The organism is Vibrio sp. CCUG 15886 (assembly GCF_028570825.1).
GTDB lineage: Bacteria > Pseudomonadota > Gammaproteobacteria > Enterobacterales > Vibrionaceae > Vibrio > Vibrio vulnificus_B.
Genome location: NZ_JAQQBT010000002.1, coordinates 128,834 through 149,386 on the forward strand (window position 1 = coordinate 128,834; position 20,553 = coordinate 149,386).

A 20,553-nucleotide genomic window follows, 5' to 3' on the forward strand; every position below is an offset into this window, starting at 1 on the left:
CTTTATCAGTACAAGTGTGACAATATTTCATTCAAGGTCAAAAAAACGTCGCTGATTGTTATTATTTTAAACAACGCGATATGAAATCGTTTTTTGACGCACAACAGTAATTCATCACATGCTATCAACTAAGATAGTCGCATTTATGACAAAGTAACGGAAAATAAGCGTGATAAACAAGATTCGCAGTCAACTAGTTCAAAATGCCGCATCAATTTTGCGATCTCCAGTCCAGTTATTGCCTCAAATTGTACATAAAAAAGTCTTGCTTGAAGGGCTCAAATTGGTCTTCAAAGAAGCTTTAGAAGATGGCGATTTTGAATTTTTGGAAGATAAGTGGTTGAAGGTAGAGGTGAAAGATCTCAAGCTGCATTGGTTCATAAGTTATCAAAATGATCAACTTGTTATTGCCGAACAACCCGTTTCGGAAGATGTGTGCTTCTCAGGCAATTTAAATGACTTAGTGCTGATTGCTGGCAGAAAAGAAGATCCGGATACGCTATTTTTCCAACGTCGTTTGACGATTGAAGGCGACACCGAGCTTGGCCTAGAGGTTAAAAACCTAATGGACAGCGTTGATTTGGAGCAATTGCCAAAAGCCATGCAGTTGGCGCTAAATCAGTTAGCAGATTTTGTTCATAAAGGAGTACAATCGCCTCAAACACAAATTGGGGTAACAAATGCTTATTCGAACTGAAGCACCGGCCGATATATTGGTTATCGATAGTCTGCTAAAACAGGTATTTCCAACAGACGCGGAAGCCAACTTGGTCATGACACTAAGAGAGAATGGTCGTCTGACACTGTCGTTGGTGGCTTGTACTGACGAAGGGGAAGTGGTTGGCCATGTCATGTTTACGCCGATGACGTTGAATGGCGAAGAAAATGGCTGGCAGGGGCTTGCGCCACTGGCGGTCAAAGCGGAATATCAAAAGCAAGGCATCGCCGCATCGTTAGTCAAAGAAGGCTTAACTTCGCTGTTGGAGTTTGGCTATCCAGCGTGTTTTGTCTTGGGTGACCCTCAGTACTATCAGCGTTTTGGTTTTACTGCCGCCAGCGAGATGGGCTTTGAGTGTCAATGGCCAGTGCCAGAAGGTGCGTTTCAAGCGTTTGCCATGGCGGCGGGTGAGTTTGATGCCAAACAAGGGCGAGTGGAATACGCGCCAGAGTTCGCAGCTCTTTGATGGAATCGGCTTCGTTGCTGATTCAATGAATGATCCTTAACTTAGGTGCTCTATCCTAAGTTGAGGTGAATTCCCCAATCTCGTTATTACTTTCTTGGGCTTTTTTGTTAGTATGCCGCGGTATCTTTGAGTAACGAAACGATGACTGAAAACGAAAAGTTGTATTTACAGGAAATGGGTATTTCGCTTTGGCAATTGCATCATCCAGAACGGATGATGGGCTATGAAATGCCAACCTTTTCCCTGCCTGAAGAGTGCCAGTTACTGTTGATCGCACCGAGTTGCCCCATTTCGCAAACGGCACTATTTTTTGAAAAAGTGCTCAAAAGCATGCAATTGGAATTGTCTCAAGCAAGGCACATTACCCCAGAGCAATTAAGCACGCTCGAACCACATTCTTTGCAATGGGTTTGGTTTGCGGGCTGCCCTGTTCAACCTCTTCCTATGGTAGCCAAAGTGCTCCAATCGCCAGAGTTGGCTCAAATTGATGGTCATAATGAGCATCGTCGTGCGCTGTGGCAACAGATCCGTTCTTATGAGTAATCCAATATGAGTTGTATGATCGTTCCTATGTCTCAGGAGCACCTTGAGGCTGTTTACCATATTGAAGGTCGTGCACATTCGCACCCTTGGGCAGAGAGCCTGGTGAAGGATCTCTCCAGTCGCGGTGCGATGCATCGTGTATTGCTGGTGGATGGGGAAGTGGTCGGCTATTTCTATGCGCAAAACATCGTTGGCGAGCTCACCTTACTTAACATCGCAGTGTGTCCCAAACAACAAGGCAAAGGCTATGGCCGCCAGTTGTTAGACGCATTTATTGATGAAGGTGAAACGGCAAACGCGGAAAGTGCGTGGTTAGAAGTGCGTGAGAGCAATGTGAACGCCATTCATCTCTATCAAGAGATGGGTTTTAACGAAGTGGATCGTCGCCGCAATTACTATCCTACGCAGTCAGGGAAGGAAGACGCGATCATTATGAGTTACTTATTTGGTTGCTTTTAACTTTGCTTGAATGACTCTCTTGGTGCTGACGACTTTCACGTAATTTCTGCGTGATCATCTCCACTGGGAGCGGCTTGCCAAAGAGATACCCCTGAAATTGCTCACAACCGAGTTCGACCAGCGTGTTGAACTCTTCTTCTGTTTCTACCCCTTCGGCAATGACTTCTAAACTTAAGCGCTCAGCAATCATAATGATCGTTGAAACAATGGCTTGGTCGCTTTGATCAAGATGCAACTGAGTGACAAAGGAGCGGTCAATTTTCAGTACGTCCACCGCTAGATGTTTGAGGTAGCGGAGTGAGGAATAACCGGTGCCAAAGTCATCGATCGAGATTTTGAGATCCAGTTCTTTCAGCTCTGCCATTTTATTGATCGCGCTTTCGACGTTTTCCAATAGCAGGCTCTCAGTGATCTCCAATTCAATATGCTCACCCGTGATATTGGCTTGTTTTAATGCATGAGTGATGTGTTCGACAAAGGCATTTTTAGAGAACTGCAATGGGCTAATGTTGATGGCAAGTCGATGGAACGTTTCAGGCAAAACTTGTTCTTTTTTCCACTGAGCGTATTGAAAACACGCTTGCTCAATAATCCAATCACCAATTTGCAGAATTTGCCCCGTTTCCTCCGCTATGGGCATAAAGACTCCGGGAGGAAGCACGCCTTTTTCTGGATGGTTCCAACGGATGAGGGCTTCCACTCCGATAATTTGTTGCTGCGCGTTGACCTGAGGTTGGTAGTAAAGCTCAAGTTGCCCTTTGTGCAGTGCTTCATGCAGGCCTTTCTCTATCTCCAAAAAAGACTCCACTTGCGCCTGCATTTCTGGTTCATAAAACATGTATTTATTGCGTCCGGCGACTTTGGCGCGATAGAGCGCCGTATCGGCCTGACGGAGCACATCAATGCTCGAGATGCCTTTGTCGGCAAACGTGGAAATACCAATGCTGACTGTGCAATAAAGCTGGTGATCGTCAATGGAATAAGGGTTTGAGATCAAGGTGAGCAACTGCTTCGCTTTGTTGGCGGCATCTTCTTTATTGAGTTTCGGGATCAAAATGGCGAACTCATCCCCACCAATGCGTGCGGCAATTTCTCCGGGTTGTAGCCATGCTTCTAGGCGTTTCGCAATGGTGCGCATTAAGTTGTCACCAATGGTATGCCCTAGGGAGTCGTTAATGGTTTTGAAACGGTCGAGGTCGAGATAAAACAGTACTCCTGGGTATTGCTCGCTTTGTGACTCTTTAAGGGTTTCATTGAGGCTTTTTAGCAGCAAGCTGCGGTTGGCTAAGCCTGTTAGGGTATCGAAGTAAGCCAATTGGTTGAGCTGGCTTTCTGCTGCCGCGCGCGCTTGCCAGAGATTGTGAAATGAAAGCGCGAGTCGACCCAGTTCATCATTGTTGTTACCGGGAGGCAGCTCCAAGGCATTTTTTCGATTTTGCAGCGAATTCACCCAATTAATCAGCGTGATAATGGGCTTTGATAGCTTAAAGTAAAAGAAAAACAACAAGATAGAGGTAAGTAATATATTGCGAAACAGATCGAACAAGACAATTCGAGTCGATTTCTTAATAAAGGCATCGGCGATGCTAGAGCCATCAACCGAGAAACTCAATTCACCAACAATTGCATTGGCGTTGGGTTGATGCAGTTCTGTTTTGTAAAACGGTTGAGCGGGGGTCAGTATTTTAGACAACAGCTGAGTCGTTAGGCTCTGAGAATCAATTTCACGGTGCTTTTGGGTCAGCACGTCTCCAAAATCGTCGACGATTTTTACTCGGTAGATGGCATTGTCCATCATTAGGGTCGAGGCAACCTGCTCGGCGAGCAGATGATTCAGATGATATGCGGCTTGGCTGGCATTGGAATAGTTTTGCAGCAGCTTAAACTGGTAGTGCTCTTCAATACGGCGTTGCTCTTGGTGCAGATCAGCCAAAATGTGGTACAAGCTGAAACACAGTCCCAATACAACGGAAACCAGAAAAACGGTTCTGGCTTGCTTGAAAGCTAATGAATGCACTTTTTTGTTTCTAAGCATACTGATGACCGCAGTGAATTACTCTTTTAGTTATAGACGATATTTACCGTTTGGTTAATTCTCAACCTGAAATTAAGAATCAGTGCTGTTTCTCTAAGTTTGTGTCGAGTGTGCTGTATTATCATTGAGACAGAATGCAAACATCTCGGCTTTTTCGACGAGGAAATGGGATCACTTTGTATGCTTAATGATACTCGAGTAAATATTTATTGAGACGTAATGCGAAATCTTGAAAGGAATTCGAGAGCATTACAACGTCAGTAGTGGGGATGTAGGATGGTGAACCATGATGAACTTGAACGAAAAACCTTTCAACGCTCCCAACGCTTTGCTGGATCCAAACAGCGCACAAAAAGTACTTCAGTTAGTGGTGGTGTTAACGCTACTGACCTTTATTCCTCTCGCAATAAAGAATTTCTACATTGGTCATTGGTATCTTGCGCTGCTGATGGTGGCCTTTGAGATCGGTTTTATTATCGAAGTCGTCGGGATTTGTTGCTTAAAACGAAGTGTGATTGGCCATCGTATCCCCCTTGGCTTTTTGTTGGCTTCGATTGTTTGCAGTGTGGCCATTTTTGGCACATTGGCGACCTATTGGGTATTTCCGATCATCATCGCTTTGGTGTTTATCATTCCTCACCATGACGCCATTGTGACTAATGTGCTGATGATTATTGGCTGCACTTGGGCTGCGGCGATGAAGCAAGACCTCGAGATTATGTATCGTTTTGCCATTGCCTTGGCATTTTGCGCTGTCATTGCCCATTTTGCCGTGTGGTTGATTGTTCGGTTACAGAGCAAGCTGCGTTACCTCTCGACACGCGATGTGATGACAGGGGCACTGAATCGACATCAATTGGATCTGTTTTTGCAGCGAGCACTTGATGGTCACAAGCGATACACTGCCTCATCCATTGCAATCATCGATATTGATTTTTTTAAGCAGGTCAATGACCGTTATGGCCATGATGTCGGTGATGAGGTGATCAATTTAGTTGTCGAGACGATTCAGCACAATACGCGGGAAGTGGATCTGCTGTTTCGCTTAGGAGGCGATGAATTTCTGTTGCTGTTTGAAAACACTTCGGCCTCGTCTGCATTGTTGATTGTCAGCCACCTTTGTCAAAAAGTACGTAAGCAAGCCTACCCAAAGCACGCCAGTGTGACGTTGAGTGCAGGTATTGCGGAATGTCTGGAGGGGGATGATGTTGAGTCGTGGTTGAAGCGAGCTGATGTTGCGCTGTATCAGAGCAAAGAGAATGGTCGGGATAGGGTGACGCTTTCTGAGCCGCACAGCCTGCATCGTCACACAAAAGAGGAGGGTGATTGGCCCTCGTTTAGGCAAACGACAACCGGTGATCATGTCAGTCGTTAGGATCAAAGTTGCCGATTGGTCGAGAATAAGCGAGAATACCGCGCAAAATTGAATCTACTCAGGAATCTGGTTAGTCACCTCACATGACGTGCACCGATTTCCGGCTCAGATAAAACACAGAAGACCAGTTTCATGTCAAATGCTCCTTTTTTAAGCGAAGTGTCTAAACGTAGAACGTTCGCGATCATCTCGCACCCAGATGCGGGTAAAACAACTATCACAGAAAAAGTCCTGCTTTTCGGACGTGCGATTCAAACCGCCGGTACAGTAAAAGGTCGTGGTTCTAGCCAGCACGCTAAGTCTGACTGGATGGAAATGGAAAAAGAACGTGGTATCTCGGTGACGACATCGGTGATGCAGTTCCCATACAACGATTGCTTAGTGAACCTACTCGATACTCCGGGGCACGAAGACTTCTCGGAAGATACTTACCGCACACTAACGGCGGTTGACTCGTGTTTGATGGTGATCGACGCCGCGAAAGGTGTTGAGGATCGTACTCGCAAGCTTATGGAAGTTACCCGTCTGCGTGATACGCCGATCGTGACCTTTATGAACAAATTGGACCGTGATATTCGCGATCCGATGGAACTGCTTGATGAAGTCGAGAGCGAGCTGAATATTGCTTGCGCACCGGTTTCTTGGCCAATCGGTTGTGGTAAAGAGTTCAAAGGTGTTTATCACATCCATCGTGATGAGACCATTTTGTACTCAACGGGTCAGGGACACACGATTCAAGAGCAGCGTATCATCAAAGGTCTTGATAACCCTGATTTGGATGCTGAGGTTGGTGCGGATCTCGCTGAGCAACTGCGTGAAGAGTTGGAACTGGTTCTTGGTGCGTCTCACGAGTTTGATCAAGAGATGTTCCTAAAAGGTGAATTGACTCCGGTATTCTTTGGTACTGCATTAGGTAACTTTGGTGTTGACCACATGCTTGATGGTCTGACGGACTGGGCGCCAGCGCCGCTACCGCGTCAAGCCAATGAACGTGCAGTGGAAGCCACTGAAGACAAGTTCACTGGTTTCGTCTTTAAGATTCAGGCGAACATGGATCCTAAGCACCGCGACCGTATCGCGTTTATGCGTATTGTGTCGGGCACGTATACTCAAGGCATGAAGATGAATCACGTTCGCTTGGGTAAACAAGTGAACATTTCTGATGCCGTGACCTTCATGGCGGGCGATCGTTCTCGCGCGGAAGCTGCGTATGCTGGTGACATCATTGGTTTGCATAACCATGGCACTATCCAGATTGGTGACACCTTTACCCAAGGTGAATCGCTGAAGTTCTCTGGTATTCCAAACTTTGCGCCTGAGCTATTCCGTCGTATTCGTCTGCGCGATCCTCTGAAGCAAAAACAACTACTAAAAGGCCTTGTTCAGCTTTCAGAAGAAGGTGCAGTACAGGTATTCCGTCCTCTGCAGAACAACGATTTGATCGTGGGCGCAGTTGGTGTGCTTCAGTTTGATGTTGTTGTGGCGCGTTTGAAATCTGAATACAACGTAGAAGCGATTTACGAGAGTGTGAACGTAGCGACGGCACGTTGGGTTGAATGTGGTGATGCGAAGAAGCTAGACGAGTTCCAGCGTAAGAACCAAACTAACCTAGCACTGGATGGTGGCGATAACTTAACGTACATTGCCCCAACCATGGTAAACCTCAATCTTGCCAAAGAGCGTTTCCCTGAAGTGGAATTCCGAGCGACTCGTGAACACTAATCACGCGAATGTGTGCGTTTGGTTCGCATAACCTGTTTGCTAAGAGCCCTAAGTTTGTCGCTTAGGGCTCTTTTTTATCTGCGGTAAAAGACGATAATGAAAGGGCAATCATCACAGTAAGGAAGTGCACATGCAATGGTGGCGAAAGTGGTTAAAACGTTATGATAATTGGTGTAAAGAGATGGGATTAACGCCTGAACAAAAGCGCAGTTGTGTTCCGTACAAAAAAGATCCAGCGCGAGAAAAGAAAAGCGATGAAACTGTTTGATACGCATTGCCATCTCGATTTTGACGTTTTCGAACCAGCGCGCTCACAGCATCTTCAAAGAGGGCTTGAGGTCGGTGTAGAACGTTTGTTACTGCCATCCGTTGGCCCCGATAACTGGCAAAAAGTAAAAACACTGGCGCAATGGTCTGCAATGCCATCTGAACAGACTCGGCCAGCAATCTTTTATGCGTTGGGCTTTCATCCCTATTTTTTGACGTTGGATTATCAGCAAAAACAAAGTGCTCTTCTGGCTTTGTTGGACGAGCGTGACACTCGCTGCGTAGCCATTGGGGAATGCGGTTTGGATGATGGGGTTGAACAAGACACGGCATTGCAAGAGCAGGCGTTGAACTACCAGCTCGATTTGGCCAAGCAGTATCAACTGCCGGTTATTTTGCACAATCGACGATGTCACAATCGACTCATTCAATTAGTCAAAGCGGCTCGGCTGCCAAAAGGCGGCGTTATCCATGCGTTTTCTGGTAGCTATGAACAGGGAATGGAGTGGGTACGTTTGGGTTTTTATCTTGGGGTCGGCGGAACCATTACCTACCCCAGAGCGAACAAAACGCGCCAAGCGATCAGTCGACTCCCTTTAGAAAAACTGCTGCTTGAAACCGATGCGCCAGATATGCCGATATTTGGCTTTCAAGGAAAGCTCAATACACCCGCTCAGATTATTCACCCACTAAATGAGTTGGGTTTGTTGCATAATCAAACAAGGCAAACGATTGCCTCTCAAATCTGGAAAAATAGCAATTCTCTGTTCTCTATCTGTGAATGAAATCTAAAAAACTTGTTTAAAGAAAATCTCGTTCGGTATGTTATTGTGAGTTTACTCACAAATGAAGGTGAATTAGCGATGAATCTTATGGGAAAGTGTGAAGGTGGCATTACTTTAATTATTGGGGCATGAGTATAATGGCCCCCGCTTAATAGCTCCATTTTGTAACACGCCAATAAATAACTTAATAAGGAAGTCATAAACTATGAGCCTGTTTATGAGCCTAGTCGGTATGGCAGTATTGCTAGGAATTGCATTACTACTGTCAGATAACCGTAAAGCTATCAATCTTAGAACTGTGGCTGGCGCTTTTGCTATCCAATTCATCATCGGTGGTTTCGTTCTTTACGTACCATGGGGTCGTGATCTACTAGCGGGTTTCTCTGCTGGTGTTCAAAACGTGATCGACTATGGTAAAGACGGTACTGGTTTCTTGTTCGGCAGCCTAGTTAACTTCTCAGTTGACGGTATCGGCTTCATCTTTGCTTTCCAAGTACTACCAACACTGATTTTCTTCTCAGCACTTATCTCTGTACTTTACTACATTGGTGTGATGCAGTGGGTTATCAAGATCCTAGGTGGCGGCCTTCAGAAAGCACTAGGTACTTCTCGTGCCGAGTCAATGTCTGCAGCAGCTAACATCTTCGTTGGTCAAACTGAAGCGCCACTAGTGGTTCGTCCGTTTGTACCAAAAATGACTCAATCTGAGCTATTTGCAGTAATGTGTGGTGGTCTAGCGTCTGTTGCTGGTGGTGTACTAGCAGGTTACGCATCTATGGGTGTACCTCTAGAGTACCTTGTAGCGGCATCATTCATGGCAGCACCTGGTGGTCTATTGTTCGCTAAAATCATCAAACCTGAAGTCGATACGCCTAAAGAAGATCTAGGCTCAGACATCGACGGCGGTGATGACAAGCCAGCGAACGTTATCGATGCAGCAGCAGGCGGTGCATCAGTTGGTCTACAACTAGCACTAAACGTTGGTGCAATGCTACTAGCGTTCATTGGTCTAATTGCAATGATCAACGGCCTGTTAGGCTGGGCTGGTGGTTGGTTCGGTATGGAAAACCTAACGCTCGAACTGATCCTAGGTTGGGTATTTGCTCCACTTGCGTTCCTAATCGGTGTGCCATGGGAAGAAGCAACATTTGCAGGTTCTTTCATCGGCCAAAAACTGGTTGTGAACGAATTTGTTGCTTACCTAAACTTCGTACCTTACGTGGGTGAAAATGCTCAGGTTATTCCAGCAACTGGTGCTGTAATGTCTGAGAAAACTCAAGCAATCATCGCTTTCGCACTATGTGGTTTCGCAAACCTTTCTTCTATTGCGATTCTACTAGGTGGTCTAGGTGGTCTAGCGCCAAACCGTCGTCACGACATCGCTCGTATGGGTGTTAAAGCGGTTGCAGCGGGTACGCTATCTAACCTAATGGCAGCGACCATTGCTGGCTTCTTCCTGTCTTTCTAATTTAGTTAAGAGAAAGCATTTATAGACGCCGTTTAAATCCGCCCCGTAGCAAGAGATTGCTGCGGGGCGTTTTCAGTTTTTAGCGCCAGTGAAGGTGATACATTGAGCAAACGTTCACTTGTGCGAGAGGCTGAGTTTTTTTGAGATACAAACCGTTTGCGCTCTATTTGGCACTACAGTTTTGCGATGAATATCTATAATGTAGTAATCAGACCAGAGGGATTAGGCTTGCTGAGCCAATCACCTGCTGAATAGATGAGTTTGTAAGGGCAATGAAATGCCCAAACATAACAGAGTTGAATAACAAGGTAGGATGCCTTGCTTAACTTCTGATATGCAAGACACCGCAATCATAGATTGTTGTGCCATAGGCCAAATTGGTACTGTGCGGTGACAGGGATAGCAATTGGTAGTTGTAATGATTACCGAGTCTTCAAGGAACCAAGTCCGTTCATCAATGACTGTTTAGCAAAGACCTTTTTTGCTGTTTTATCGTTGTGATGTGAACAGAAAAAGGGGCTGAGTAGTAAAATTTTTGAATATTGATCGGAGATAGAAATGAGCGATTTGAAAGCAGCAGCGCTACGTGCACTGAAACTTATGGACCTAACAACGCTAAATGACGACGACACTGATGCAAAAGTGATCGCACTTTGTCACGACGCCAAAACGCCTGTAGGTAACACGGCAGCGATTTGTATTTACCCTCGCTTTATTCCTATTGCTAAGAAGACACTTCGTGAGCAAGGTACACCAGAAGTTCGCATTGCAACGGTAACGAACTTCCCACACGGCAATGACGACATCGAAATTGCAGTCGCTGAAACCAAAGCGGCGGTCGCTTACGGTGCCGATGAAGTTGACGTGGTTTTCCCATACCGCGCATTGATGGCTGGTGATGAGAAAGTGGGCTTCGAATTGGTTAAGCAATGTAAAGAAGCATGTGGCGACATTCTTTTGAAAGTCATCATCGAAACCGGCGAACTGAAAGAAGAAGCGTTGATCAAGAAAGCATCGCAAATCTGTATTGAAGCGGGTGCAGACTTTATCAAAACATCAACAGGTAAAGTGCCAGTCAACGCAACGCCAGAATACGCACGCATGATGCTTGAAGTGATTCGTGACATGGGCGTGGCTGAGAAAGTTGGCTTTAAACCTGCTGGTGGTGTACGCACTGCAGAAGACGCAGCGGCTTACCTAGCAATGGCAGATGACATCCTAGGTTCTGAGTGGGCGGATAATATGCACTACCGTTTTGGTGCGTCTAGCTTGCTAACCAACCTACTAAATACATTAGAAGTAACAGACCAAGTCGCTGATCCTGCAGCGTACTAATTCTAATAACGTCTGAACGTGGTGTGAAAGCACCACGTTACCTTCTTATCCTACTTTTACCATGGCCCATTGGGCTTGGGAGGCTCTAATGTATTTACCTCAAGAAATTATTCGTAAAAAACGCGACGGCGAAGCGCTGACTGCCGACGAAATTAACTTTTTTATCCAAGGTGTGGCGAACAATACGGTCTCTGAAGGTCAGATTGCCGCGTTCGCGATGACCATCTTTTTCAATGAAATGACGATGCCTGAACGTATTGCCCTCACGTGTGCAATGCGAGATTCTGGCATGGTGATTGATTGGAGCCACATGAACTTTGGTGGCCCAATCGTTGATAAACACTCTACAGGCGGTGTGGGCGATGTGACCTCTTTAATGCTTGGCCCTATGGTGGCAGCATGTGGTGGTTTCGTGCCGATGATCTCAGGCCGTGGCTTGGGCCATACAGGCGGTACGTTAGACAAACTGGAAGCGATTCCGGGCTACAACATCACACCAAGTAACGACGTATTCGGTCAAGTGACCAAAGAAGCGGGTGTGGCGATCATCGGACAAACGGGCGACCTTGCACCAGCAGACAAACGAGTTTATGCCACTCGTGATATTACGGCGACGGTGGACAACATCTCACTGATCACCGCTTCCATTCTGTCTAAGAAATTGGCGGCAGGCCTTGAATCTTTAGTGATGGATGTGAAAGTCGGTTCGGGCGCCTTTATGCCGACTTACGAAGCTTCAGAAGAATTGGCGAAATCCATTGTGGCGGTGGCGAATGGCGCGGGCACTAAGACGACGGCGATTTTGACCGACATGAACCAAGTATTGGCTTCTTCTGCGGGTAACGCTGTTGAAGTTCGTGAAGCGGTTCGTTTCCTCAAAGGTGAATATCGTAACCCTCGTTTGCTTGAAGTCACGATGGCGTCATGTGCTGAAATGTTGGTACTTGGTAAATTGGCTGAGAATACCGAAGACGCACGTGCGAAATTGATGGAAGTACTGGATAACGGTAAAGCGGCAGAATGCTTTGGTAAGATGGTGGCAGGTTTGGGTGGTCCGGTTGACTTTATGGACAACTACGACAACTACCTCGATAAAGCTGAAATCATTAAGCCTGTTTACGCCAAAGAGACCGGCGTGGTGTCTGCAATGGATACTCGCGCTATTGGTATGGCTGTGGTGGCGATGGGCGGTGGACGCCGCGTTGCAACGGACAGCATCGATTACGCGGTAGGTTTTGATCAGTTTATCCGTTTGGGCGAAATCGCAAGCAGCGAAAAACCACTGGCAATGATTCACGCTCGTAACGAAGCGCAGTGGCAAGAAGCTGCGAATGCACTACAAGCAGCGATTAAGGTGGGTGGTGAGTACACACCAACACCAGACGTATATCGTCAAATTCGCCAAGAAGATATTTAATGACTATTGGGCCTATTACTGCCATGGGGCGGTAATAGGCCTGAGGAAGAAGCAATGAAAAGAGCATTTATTTTAGTACTAGACTCCTTTGGTATTGGCGCAACCGCAGATGCGAAAGAGTTTGGTGATGTCGGTTCAGATACCCTAGGCCATATTGCTGACCAATGTGAGCAGGGTTTGGCAAACAATGATCAACGCCAAGGGGCTCTTCGTCTGCCAAATCTGTCCAAACTCGGTCTGGCGATGGCGCACAAAGAGTCAACGGGGCGTTTTGCACCAGGATTAGATGCGGATGCAGAAATCATCGGTGCCTACGGCCATGCTGCGGAGCTTTCTTCTGGTAAAGACACACCGTCTGGTCACTGGGAAATTGCTGGCGTCCCTGTTTTGTTTGAATGGGGTTACTTCACTGACAAAGCCAACAGCTTCCCGAAAGAGTTAACGGATCGCATTCTTGCTCGAGCAGGTATTGATGGATTCCTAGGTAACTGCCACGCCTCTGGTACGCAAGTTCTGGATGACCTAGGCGAAGAGCACATGAAGACTGGTCAGCCAATTTTCTACACCTCTGCGGACTCTGTATTCCAAATCGCTTGTCACGAAGAGACATTCGGCCTTGACCGTCTACTTGAGCTTTGCCAAATCGCTCGTGAAGAGCTAGCAGACTACAACATTGGTCGTGTCATTGCGCGCCCGTTCATTGGTCCGGGTAAAGGGCAGTTTGAGCGTACCGGTAACCGTCGAGATCTTTCTGTTGAGCCGCCATCAGCGACCGTCCTACAGAAATTGGCTGAGGAAAAGCAAGGCCAAGTGGTGTCTATTGGTAAGATTGCGGATATCTACGCAAACTGCGGTATCACCAAGAAAGTGAAAGCAACAGGCATTCCTGCGCTGTTTGAAGCGACACTTGAGCAAATTAAACAAGCGGGTGACAACACCATCGTGTTCACCAACTTTGTCGATTTTGACTCTGCTTACGGCCACCGTCGTGATGTTGCGGGTTACGCAGCGGCACTGGAGTACTTCGATGGTCGTATCCATGAAGTGATGGAACTGATGCAAGAAGATGACATCCTGATCCTGACGGCTGACCACGGTTGTGACCCAACGTGGCCAGGTACGGACCACACTCGCGAGCACATTCCGGTGCTAGTCTACGGTCAAAAAGTCCCTGCTGGTTCACTTGGCCGTCGTGAAACGTTCGCCGATATCGGCCAAACTCTGGCAAGCTACTTTGGCACATCGCCAATGGATTACGGCAAAAACTTTTTGTAATCCAGAACTATAATTGAACTTATCGAATAGAGAGCGTGCCTCTCTATTCTTTTGTGATTGAAATACAAGGAAACGAAAACATGGCAACTCCACATATTAATGCTGAAATGGGTGATTTTGCAGATGTTGTACTGATGCCGGGTGACCCGCTACGTGCAAAATACATTGCAGAAACCTTCCTGGAAGACGTGGTTCAGGTTTGTGATGTACGTAATATGTATGGTTTCACTGGTACTTACAAAGGTCGTAAAGTATCGGTAATGGGTCATGGTATGGGTATCCCATCGTGCTCAATTTACGCCACTGAGCTTATCAAAGACTACGGTGTGAAGAAGATCATCCGTGTGGGTAGCTGTGGTGCTGTAAGCACGGACATCAAAGTACGCGATGTTGTGATCGGCATGGGTGCATGTACCGATTCCAAAGTAAACCGCATCCGTTTTAAAGGTCATGACTTTGCGGCGATTGCTGACTACAAAATGGTCAAAGCAGCAGAAGAAGCGGCGAAAGCGCGTGGTATCGATGTGAAAGTGGGTAACCTATTTTCTGCTGAACTGTTCTACACGCCAGATCCAGAAATGTTCGACGTGATGGACAAATACGGCATTGTCGGCGTAGAAATGGAAGCGGCGGGCATCTACGGTGTTGCTGCGGAATACGGCGCAAAAGCGCTGACGATTTGTACGGTTTCTGACCACATCAAGACAGGTGAGCAAACCACATCAGAAGAGCGTCAGAATACCTTCAATGACATGATGATTGTTGCGTTGGATTCTGTATTGCTTGGCGATGCAGAATAATTCACTTCAAGAAAAGACATAAAAAGAAAGCCTGCACTCGTTGTGCAGGCTTTTTTATGAGGCTTTGGTCGATAAAAACCTTGGTCCATAAAAACCGTGGTCCATTAAGAAGGTTCTTTATGACTAAGCAGTAAGTTTTCGACTTTAGTTTGCGGTTTTTTACGCAAAATCAGAATAAACAGCATGCCACTGACAAAGCTCATCAAAATCATCAAAAACATATAACGGTCAATTTTGCGGTAGTGATGGTCAGAAAATGCGGTGACTTTACCGGTTTCAAACGTGATCCGAATGAAACCCACAATGCTGTTATCGGCAAAAACGGGTTCAACGAGCTGTTGGCGCCCAATGCCTGCTGTGGCAAGGGGAGTATCCAAACCCAGTACTTCTCTCGCAGTGAGTGCTTTGTCACTCGATGCTAAACGCACGCCTTCAGAATCATACACCGTCGCATCAAAAACCAAACGTTCTTTGGCCAGTTGATTCGTTAGCTTGAGCAGCTTCTCTTGGTCTTTTTGCACAATCATTTCGCTGGCAGATAACGCCGCTTGAGAGCTGAGCACTTTGGTTAAGGTTTCCAACTGCTGTGCTTGAATTTTTTCGTTACCTTTACTGATCACTACGCTGTTTTTAATGGTGACAAAAAACATGACACCTAGCAGCAGTAAAGCGATGACTCTTAGGGCATTTCGCAGTGAAAACAGAGACTCTTTCATATCGCGACATGAACTCTTTTAATATCTGAATAAATACAAGTTTGGGGCTTGCCTTTTTAAATTGCAATAGGGTAACGTTTGTGAAGGTTCATAAAGGATTAATACCATGGAAGCGTTAAAAACCTTGCCATTTAGAAGGCACACACAACTGTTAACTCGTTTGCCAGAAACTCGTTTTGCCACGCAATGGGACAAAAGTAAAGCTAACTGGATTGTTTATGCTGAGTATTTAGCGCCCGGACACTTTGAAGATATCGATTTTTTTACGGGGGGCTACAACCCGATTATTGATACTTGGAAAGTGGGCTACTACGAAGTGGCGCTTATGGCAGGAGAACTGACTCCTGAGCATGAAAAGATTCTTCAAGCGCTCCAACTTGATTACGCTTGCTTGACCGATGTGCCCGACCTCTCTAAGCCAGGGCTAATTGTGTTAGACATGGATTCCACAGCAATACAAATAGAGTGTATTGATGAGATCGCCAAACTGGCGGGAGTCGGTGAAGAGGTGGCGGAAGTGACAGAGCGCGCGATGCAAGGTGAGCTCGATTTTGAGCAGAGTCTGCGTCAGCGAGTAGGCAAATTAAAAGGAGCGGACGAGTCCATTCTCGACACTGTTCGTCAGACATTGCCTTTCATGCCTGATTTGGTGGCATTAATTCACACCTTAAAAGGCTTTGGTTGGAAAACAGCCATTGCGTCAGGTGGCTTTACTTATTTTTCAGACTATTTGAAAGAGACACTGCAACTGGATCATGCGCAATCGAATCAGTTGGAAATTGTTCAAGGTAAGTTGACTGGAAACGTCTTGGGTGAAGTGGTCTCTGCGCAAACCAAAGCGGATATTTTAATCGAGTTGGCGGAGCAGTTTGAGGTGGAGATGCACAACACCATTGCTGTCGGTGACGGGGCGAATGACTTGGTGATGATGAATGCGGCAGGGCTGGGTATCGCTTATCACGCCAAACCGAAAGTCGAGCAGCAAGCACAAACGGCAGTGCGTTTTGCCGGGCTCGGCGGAATTTTGTGTATTCTTTCCGGTATTCTCGCCAAGCAACAAAAAATCAGTTGGCAAAGCAAACCGTAACTGAAGAATGTTAAATACAAACATGGGCAGAATCGTTCTGCCCATGATTATCCCGAAAGAAAAACCGTCTCAAAGCAGTGCCACTGAGTAGCTTAATTTGTCAGTTCAAGTCGTACCAAAATCTCTTCTGTCACTTCCTCTATTTCACAATAGCCAACCAATGTTGCCAGTTCTTTTTCCAGTTTGCTGGCTTGATGCATGCTGAGTTGAGAAAGTTCATTCAGATCTTTTTGTAACAGGGAAGTCATCGGGCTGAAAATCGGTGAGGTGGATAGCCTCAGCACATAAAACTCGCCCGACATCTGTGCTTTTTTAATAAATAGGATGCGTTCTTTGACACTATCAAACTCGTTCGTCAGCTTTGTTTGTACGGCTTTGATTTTGTCGCCAAATTTTGCCACTGCGATGTAAATGTCGTGATGGTGTGGTTCTGCCCCTTCAATCCGTTTCGTCGGATTGGCGATTAAGGTATTTGAACGGCCTTTATAGATGGGTTCTAAAGAGAAATTCTCTTTGTGCCCTAGCTTTGCCAATACCATTAAATGCTTTTCTAGGGGGAAGTTAACCCCGATGGCCTTGGTTCTGTAGCCCGATTGCATCTTGCTGATGAACACTGGCGTGCTGACCATTTTGGACAGCAAAATGCCGTGCAACGATTCGAGCAGCTCATTACTTGGTAGGATCTCGTTTTGTGGTTTGAGCTTGTCTTGGTTGTGTTCGATGATGCTATTGAAAAACGCAATGGTTTTCATCGTTTGGCTGTTTTCATCAATCACCAGTTGCACTTGCTTGTTGTCTGGGCTGACACGAACCACACGATAAGGAATTTTGTCCAATGGCAGCTTTTTATCGTAGAGCTGCAGCTCATGTAGGTTGATCTCGATCTCTTCAGACGACACCAACTCAAGTGGCGCATCCAAGGTGAGACTCAAGCCTCGCTTGGATAGATCGATCGTCTTGCCTCTCATCGCCAAACCGTCTGCTTTGGTCAGCGTAAGCGGTGATTGAAAACGATAGCGAGGTTCTTTTCTACGAGACTGGGCATCAAAGAAAATTCCTTTTGGGGAGCCGATGATTTTCCGCGTATGACGAAAAGCATTTAAGGTGCTTGATGGCAGTCGAGGCTTTTCGGTAAAGAGATAGTCTGCGCCATTCGAGTTGTCCGCAATTTCTTGCAAAATCCCACAATGCGTTAACCCTGAAGAGGCTTCGGCTAACTCTTGCGAGAAGCTGCCGAGTTGTTGGCGTTCGTTTTCACTGAGTTCAAAAATGGAAATACGGAATGCCCGCCAACTGGCTCGTTTGGCGCCAAGATGCCAAAACAGCTGTCTTTGTTCACGTGTGGCCTCGGGCATGAGCATGGAGTAGAAAAAGTTTTTCCCTTCATGTTCGTGAGTAAACGCATAAATAACGTTACTGGCACCTTTGAGCCCCGGTCGCATTAGCATCGACATTCGCTGTGAGTTAAACAGTGAACCAAACACCTGTTGATTTCGTTCATCATGCCAGTATTGCCAAATCGGCATATTGTTTGGCGTGAGCATGGCGAGCTTGAGCTCATCGCCTTGGAAAAACAGCGGTAAGTTACAAGTGTGCTTTAGATAAATATGCTCGTAGCCCCGCGTTCTTGCTCGAATGATTTTGTCTTGGTTATCGTGTCGGGCACGTTTGGCTGAGCTATTTAAAGACTCATCGATCACTCTTGAGACAACATTGGTGTCGGTCAGGCGTAAGCAACGAAGAAACTTAACCGCATCGTTTTCATAAGAATCTTCAACAGCCAAAACACGGTATTCAATCGGCTTATCAACGTGAGCAATTTGGGAGGTTTTGGCCAGTTCACTAAAGGTAATTTGAATCACTTCGCCAAGGCTGTAGTTAAATGCACTCGGTACTTTGAACTTCGCACCAGAAGCGGAAAGATCAACGCTGACGCCGTGCAGTAATTGCCCTTTTGATAACGTAATGTCGACTTGAGAGTGCACTCTGAGCCGCTTTTCTTGGCGTTTGAGATCGTAACCAAGATGGACTGCCTCGGCCTCAAATGGACTGCTGGCATCACTCAGCCCTTGGCTGCTGGCCGGTTGACCGCCTTTGCCTAAGGCGCGGAAACTGTTGCGTGTGTTAATTAACGCTTCCCAAACGCCTTCGGTATAGCCACCAAATTTGCGCGTGTTTTTGTAGTAAGCATTAAAGGCGACATCATCAAACCAATGTTTGATACCGTCAATTTCGTATTCTCGACAATCACCCTGTACTCGGCCTCGCAAGTCGATGCTCTTTTTGCAAGGCGCCATGACACGATTTAATTCCATTTTTACCAGTAATTTAGCGGAAGGAGGGTAGCCTTCGGTCAATTGACCAAGGACAAAATCAAAGTCTTCCGCGTGATAAACCGGGATAAGCCTTTCTGCGATTGAGAGAATTTCAGCTTGTTCCATTTTTTCTGTTAAAGTAGCTGCTTATTAAAAGAGTATCGGCAAAGTGTTAATAAACTTAAGTATAACAGCACATTGTTTGAGGTTTAACGGATCAGTGGTCTAACTAGGTCACAAGCTTGAGAATTTGAGGCAGCATGTCGAAAGCAAAACGCGCTTATGTATGTAATGACTGTGGAGCGGATTTTCCGCGTTGGCAAGGGCAATGTAATGCCTGTGGCTCATGGAATACCATTACCGAAGTGAGATTGGCCGCATCGCCAAGCGCTGCGAGAAACGAGCGTTTATCTGGTTATGCAGGCTCTGCAACAGAATCAAAGGTTCAGGTGTTGTCTGAGATTGATTTGCAAGAAGTACCCCGTTTTTCCAGTGGCTTCAAAGAGCTTGATCGCGTCTTGGGGGGCGGCATTGTCCCCGGTGCGGCGATCTTGATCGGTGGTAACCCTGGTGCGGGTAAATCGACGCTGCTGTTGCAAACTATGTGTCAACTTTCCGCCAACATGAACGCACTCTATGTCACAGGGGAAGAGTCGTTGCAACAAGTTGCGATGCGTGCTTCTCGACTGGGCCTACCAAAAGAGCATTTAAAAATGCTGTCAGAAACCAATGTCGATAAAATTTGCCAAGTGGCTGAGCAAATTCAGCCTAAGATCATGGTTATTGACTCGATTCAGGTGATGCATGTCTCTGATGTTCAATCTTCTCCGGGAAGTGTGGCGCAAGTTCGCGAGTCTGCCACCGCGCTCACTCGTTATGCGAAGCAAAACAATGTGGCGGTATTTATTGTTGGCCACGTGACAAAAGATGGCACTTTGGCGGGGCCGAAAGTGTTGGAGCACATTATTGACTGTTCTGTGCTGCTGGATGGTGATGCGGATAGTCGTTTTCGTACCCTTCGCAGCCATAAAAACCGTTTTGGCGCGGTCAATGAGCTCGGGGTGTTTGCCATGACAGGGCAGGGATTACGTGAGGTGAGTAACCCTTCGGCGATTTTCTTGTCTCGTGGTGAAGAAGAAACGTCAGGCAGTTCTGTGATGGTGATTTGGGAAGGCACCCGACCTTTGTTAGTGGAGATCCAAGCACTGGTCGATTACTCACAACTCGCCAACCCAAGACGTGTTGCCGTGGGCCTTGAGCAAAACCGTTTGTCGCTCCTGCTGGCGGTGCTGCATAAGCATGGTGGTTTACAAATGGCCGACCAAGACGTGTTTGTCAACGTTGTTGGTGGTGTGAAAGTAACGGAAACCAGTGCGGATCTAGCGCTTATTATGGCGCTACTGTCCAGCTTTCGAGATAGAGCCTTACCAAAAGATGTGGTGATATTTGGTGAAGTGGGCTTGGCTGGCGAAATTCGCCCTGTCCCCAGTGGCCAAGAACGTTTAAATGAAGCTTTCAAGCATGGCTTTAAGAAAGCCATCGTGCCGTTGGCGAATATGCCTAAAGGTGGGATTCCCGGAATGCAGATCCATGGGGTTAAAAAATTAGCCGATGCTATATCAGCCTTCGATGAATTATGATTTTTGTGAATTGAAGCATGAATTGCGTTGCTTTCTTTGCTGTGTGAAATTAGTCAGTTCTATTGAGATATTGCATAATGTATTTGGAGAATGACGTTTTTATGGATAGAAATGTTACTAAGATATCTTG

18 protein-coding genes are annotated in these 20,553 nt (G+C 46.4%); 15 read left to right on the plus strand and 3 right to left on the minus strand.

Going from position 1 to position 20,553, the window contains the following annotated elements; translation table 11 throughout:
- The first annotated feature begins 169 nt into the window (after positions 1–169).
- The 4 genes from ubiT to rimI all read left to right on the plus strand — a co-directional run bounded on the left by ubiT (position 170) and on the right by rimI (position 2,186).
- Positions 170–697, plus strand: a complete 528-nt coding sequence (gene ubiT, locus PQQ36_RS07325) for a ubiquinone anaerobic biosynthesis accessory factor UbiT (protein WP_011079633.1) — start codon at positions 170–172, stop codon at positions 695–697.
- The gene (locus PQQ36_RS07330) at positions 681–1,184 is read left to right on the plus strand and encodes a GNAT family N-acetyltransferase (RefSeq protein WP_011079634.1); all 504 of its coding nucleotides are present in this window, start codon (positions 681–683) and stop codon (positions 1,182–1,184) included. The genes ubiT and PQQ36_RS07330 overlap by 17 nt, the downstream gene beginning before the upstream one ends.
- 141 nt (positions 1,185–1,325) lie before the next feature.
- Entirely contained in the window at positions 1,326–1,727 is a 402-nt protein-coding gene (locus tag PQQ36_RS07335) for a DNA polymerase III subunit psi (RefSeq protein ID WP_011079635.1), read from the plus strand.
- Positions 1,728–1,733: 6 nt separating this feature from the next.
- Positions 1,734–2,186 carry a ribosomal protein S18-alanine N-acetyltransferase gene (rimI, locus tag PQQ36_RS07340; protein WP_039554550.1) on the plus strand — a complete coding sequence of 151 codons (453 nt, stop codon included), beginning with the start codon at positions 1,734–1,736 and terminating at the stop codon, positions 2,184–2,186.
- On the opposite strand, the gene PQQ36_RS07345 is transcribed toward rimI, so the two are convergent.
- On the minus strand, positions 2,158–4,221 hold the full coding sequence (locus PQQ36_RS07345) for a putative bifunctional diguanylate cyclase/phosphodiesterase (RefSeq protein WP_011079637.1): 2,064 nt from the start codon (positions 4,219–4,221) through the stop codon (positions 2,158–2,160). The genes rimI and PQQ36_RS07345 overlap by 29 nt on opposite strands.
- A 286-nt stretch (positions 4,222–4,507) precedes the next feature.
- Here PQQ36_RS07345 and PQQ36_RS07350 point away from each other — a divergent pair, with 286 nt between their 5' ends.
- The 9 genes from PQQ36_RS07350 to deoD all read left to right on the plus strand — a co-directional run bounded on the left by PQQ36_RS07350 (position 4,508) and on the right by deoD (position 14,665).
- Positions 4,508–5,596, plus strand: a complete 1,089-nt coding sequence (locus tag PQQ36_RS07350; protein ID WP_039554549.1) for a GGDEF domain-containing protein — start codon at positions 4,508–4,510, stop codon at positions 5,594–5,596.
- 132 nt (positions 5,597–5,728) lie between these two features.
- Entirely contained in the window at positions 5,729–7,318 is a 1,590-nt protein-coding gene (prfC, locus tag PQQ36_RS07355; protein WP_011079639.1) for a peptide chain release factor 3, read from the plus strand.
- A 130-nt stretch (positions 7,319–7,448) separates the two neighbouring features.
- A complete protein-coding gene (locus PQQ36_RS07360; protein WP_013571192.1) occupies positions 7,449–7,586 on the plus strand; it encodes a DUF5363 family protein in 138 nt (45 codons plus the stop codon).
- Complete coding sequence (locus PQQ36_RS07365) at positions 7,573–8,370, plus strand: TatD family hydrolase (RefSeq protein WP_039554548.1); 798 nt, start codon at positions 7,573–7,575, stop codon at positions 8,368–8,370. Before PQQ36_RS07360 ends, PQQ36_RS07365 begins: the two co-directional genes overlap by 14 nt.
- Positions 8,371–8,575: 205 nt before the next feature.
- On the plus strand, positions 8,576–9,838 hold the full coding sequence (locus PQQ36_RS07370; protein WP_039554547.1) for a NupC/NupG family nucleoside CNT transporter: 1,263 nt from the start codon (positions 8,576–8,578) through the stop codon (positions 9,836–9,838).
- Between the two features lie 558 nt (positions 9,839–10,396).
- Positions 10,397–11,173: a deoxyribose-phosphate aldolase gene (deoC, locus tag PQQ36_RS07375; RefSeq protein ID WP_011151059.1), complete on the plus strand. Its 777-nt coding sequence runs from the start codon at positions 10,397–10,399 to the stop codon at positions 11,171–11,173.
- A gap of 88 nt (positions 11,174–11,261) precedes the next feature.
- Complete coding sequence (deoA, locus tag PQQ36_RS07380; RefSeq protein ID WP_011079643.1) at positions 11,262–12,590, plus strand: thymidine phosphorylase; 1,329 nt, start codon at positions 11,262–11,264, stop codon at positions 12,588–12,590.
- 54 nt (positions 12,591–12,644) lie between these two features.
- A complete protein-coding gene (locus tag PQQ36_RS07385) occupies positions 12,645–13,865 on the plus strand; it encodes a phosphopentomutase (RefSeq protein ID WP_011079644.1) in 1,221 nt (406 codons plus the stop codon).
- Between the two features lie 80 nt (positions 13,866–13,945).
- A complete protein-coding gene (deoD, locus tag PQQ36_RS07390) occupies positions 13,946–14,665 on the plus strand; it encodes a purine-nucleoside phosphorylase (RefSeq protein WP_011079645.1) in 720 nt (239 codons plus the stop codon).
- Positions 14,666–14,769: 104 nt separating this feature from the next.
- On the opposite strand, the gene PQQ36_RS07395 is transcribed toward deoD, so the two are convergent.
- Positions 14,770–15,381, minus strand: coding sequence for a YtjB family periplasmic protein (locus PQQ36_RS07395; protein ID WP_011079646.1), 612 nt, complete (start codon positions 15,379–15,381; stop codon positions 14,770–14,772).
- Between the two features lie 106 nt (positions 15,382–15,487).
- On the opposite strand from PQQ36_RS07395, the gene serB reads away from it, so the two are divergent.
- On the plus strand, positions 15,488–16,468 hold the full coding sequence (serB, locus tag PQQ36_RS07400; protein ID WP_039554546.1) for a phosphoserine phosphatase: 981 nt from the start codon (positions 15,488–15,490) through the stop codon (positions 16,466–16,468).
- Positions 16,469–16,560: 92 nt separating this feature from the next.
- Here the strand turns inward: serB and PQQ36_RS07405 are convergent, their stop codons facing one another.
- Positions 16,561–18,909, minus strand: coding sequence for a PilZ domain-containing protein (locus PQQ36_RS07405; RefSeq protein ID WP_011079648.1), 2,349 nt, complete (start codon positions 18,907–18,909; stop codon positions 16,561–16,563).
- 134 nt (positions 18,910–19,043) lie between these two features.
- Here PQQ36_RS07405 and radA point away from each other — a divergent pair, with 134 nt between their 5' ends.
- Positions 19,044–20,423, plus strand: coding sequence for a DNA repair protein RadA (radA, locus tag PQQ36_RS07410; RefSeq protein WP_072611336.1), 1,380 nt, complete (start codon positions 19,044–19,046; stop codon positions 20,421–20,423).
- Positions 20,424–20,553 lie beyond the last annotated feature (130 nt).

Excerpts from the sequence above, each read along its gene's own strand:
- PQQ36_RS07330 (WP_011079634.1), top strand. The coding sequence starts at position 681 with ATGCTTATTCGAACTGAAGCACCGGCCGATATATTGGTTATCGATAGT.
- PQQ36_RS07335 (WP_011079635.1), top strand. The coding sequence starts at position 1,326 with ATGACTGAAAACGAAAAGTTGTATTTACAGGAAATGGGTATTTCGCTT.
- rimI (WP_039554550.1), top strand. The coding sequence starts at position 1,734 with ATGAGTTGTATGATCGTTCCTATGTCTCAGGAGCACCTTGAGGCTGTT.
- PQQ36_RS07345 (WP_011079637.1), bottom strand. The coding sequence starts at position 4,221 with ATGCTTAGAAACAAAAAAGTGCATTCATTAGCTTTCAAGCAAGCCAGA.
- PQQ36_RS07350 (WP_039554549.1), top strand. The coding sequence starts at position 4,508 with ATGATGAACTTGAACGAAAAACCTTTCAACGCTCCCAACGCTTTGCTG.
- prfC (WP_011079639.1), top strand. The coding sequence starts at position 5,729 with ATGTCAAATGCTCCTTTTTTAAGCGAAGTGTCTAAACGTAGAACGTTC.
- PQQ36_RS07360 (WP_013571192.1), top strand. The coding sequence starts at position 7,449 with ATGCAATGGTGGCGAAAGTGGTTAAAACGTTATGATAATTGGTGTAAA.
- PQQ36_RS07365 (WP_039554548.1), top strand. The coding sequence starts at position 7,573 with ATGAAACTGTTTGATACGCATTGCCATCTCGATTTTGACGTTTTCGAA.
- PQQ36_RS07370 (WP_039554547.1), top strand. The coding sequence starts at position 8,576 with ATGAGCCTGTTTATGAGCCTAGTCGGTATGGCAGTATTGCTAGGAATT.
- deoC (WP_011151059.1), top strand. The coding sequence starts at position 10,397 with ATGAGCGATTTGAAAGCAGCAGCGCTACGTGCACTGAAACTTATGGAC.
- deoA (WP_011079643.1), top strand. The coding sequence starts at position 11,262 with ATGTATTTACCTCAAGAAATTATTCGTAAAAAACGCGACGGCGAAGCG.
- PQQ36_RS07385 (WP_011079644.1), top strand. The coding sequence starts at position 12,645 with ATGAAAAGAGCATTTATTTTAGTACTAGACTCCTTTGGTATTGGCGCA.
- deoD (WP_011079645.1), top strand. The coding sequence starts at position 13,946 with ATGGCAACTCCACATATTAATGCTGAAATGGGTGATTTTGCAGATGTT.
- PQQ36_RS07395 (WP_011079646.1), bottom strand. The coding sequence starts at position 15,381 with ATGAAAGAGTCTCTGTTTTCACTGCGAAATGCCCTAAGAGTCATCGCT.
- serB (WP_039554546.1), top strand. The coding sequence starts at position 15,488 with ATGGAAGCGTTAAAAACCTTGCCATTTAGAAGGCACACACAACTGTTA.
- PQQ36_RS07405 (WP_011079648.1), bottom strand. The coding sequence starts at position 18,909 with ATGGAACAAGCTGAAATTCTCTCAATCGCAGAAAGGCTTATCCCGGTT.
- radA (WP_072611336.1), top strand. The coding sequence starts at position 19,044 with ATGTCGAAAGCAAAACGCGCTTATGTATGTAATGACTGTGGAGCGGAT.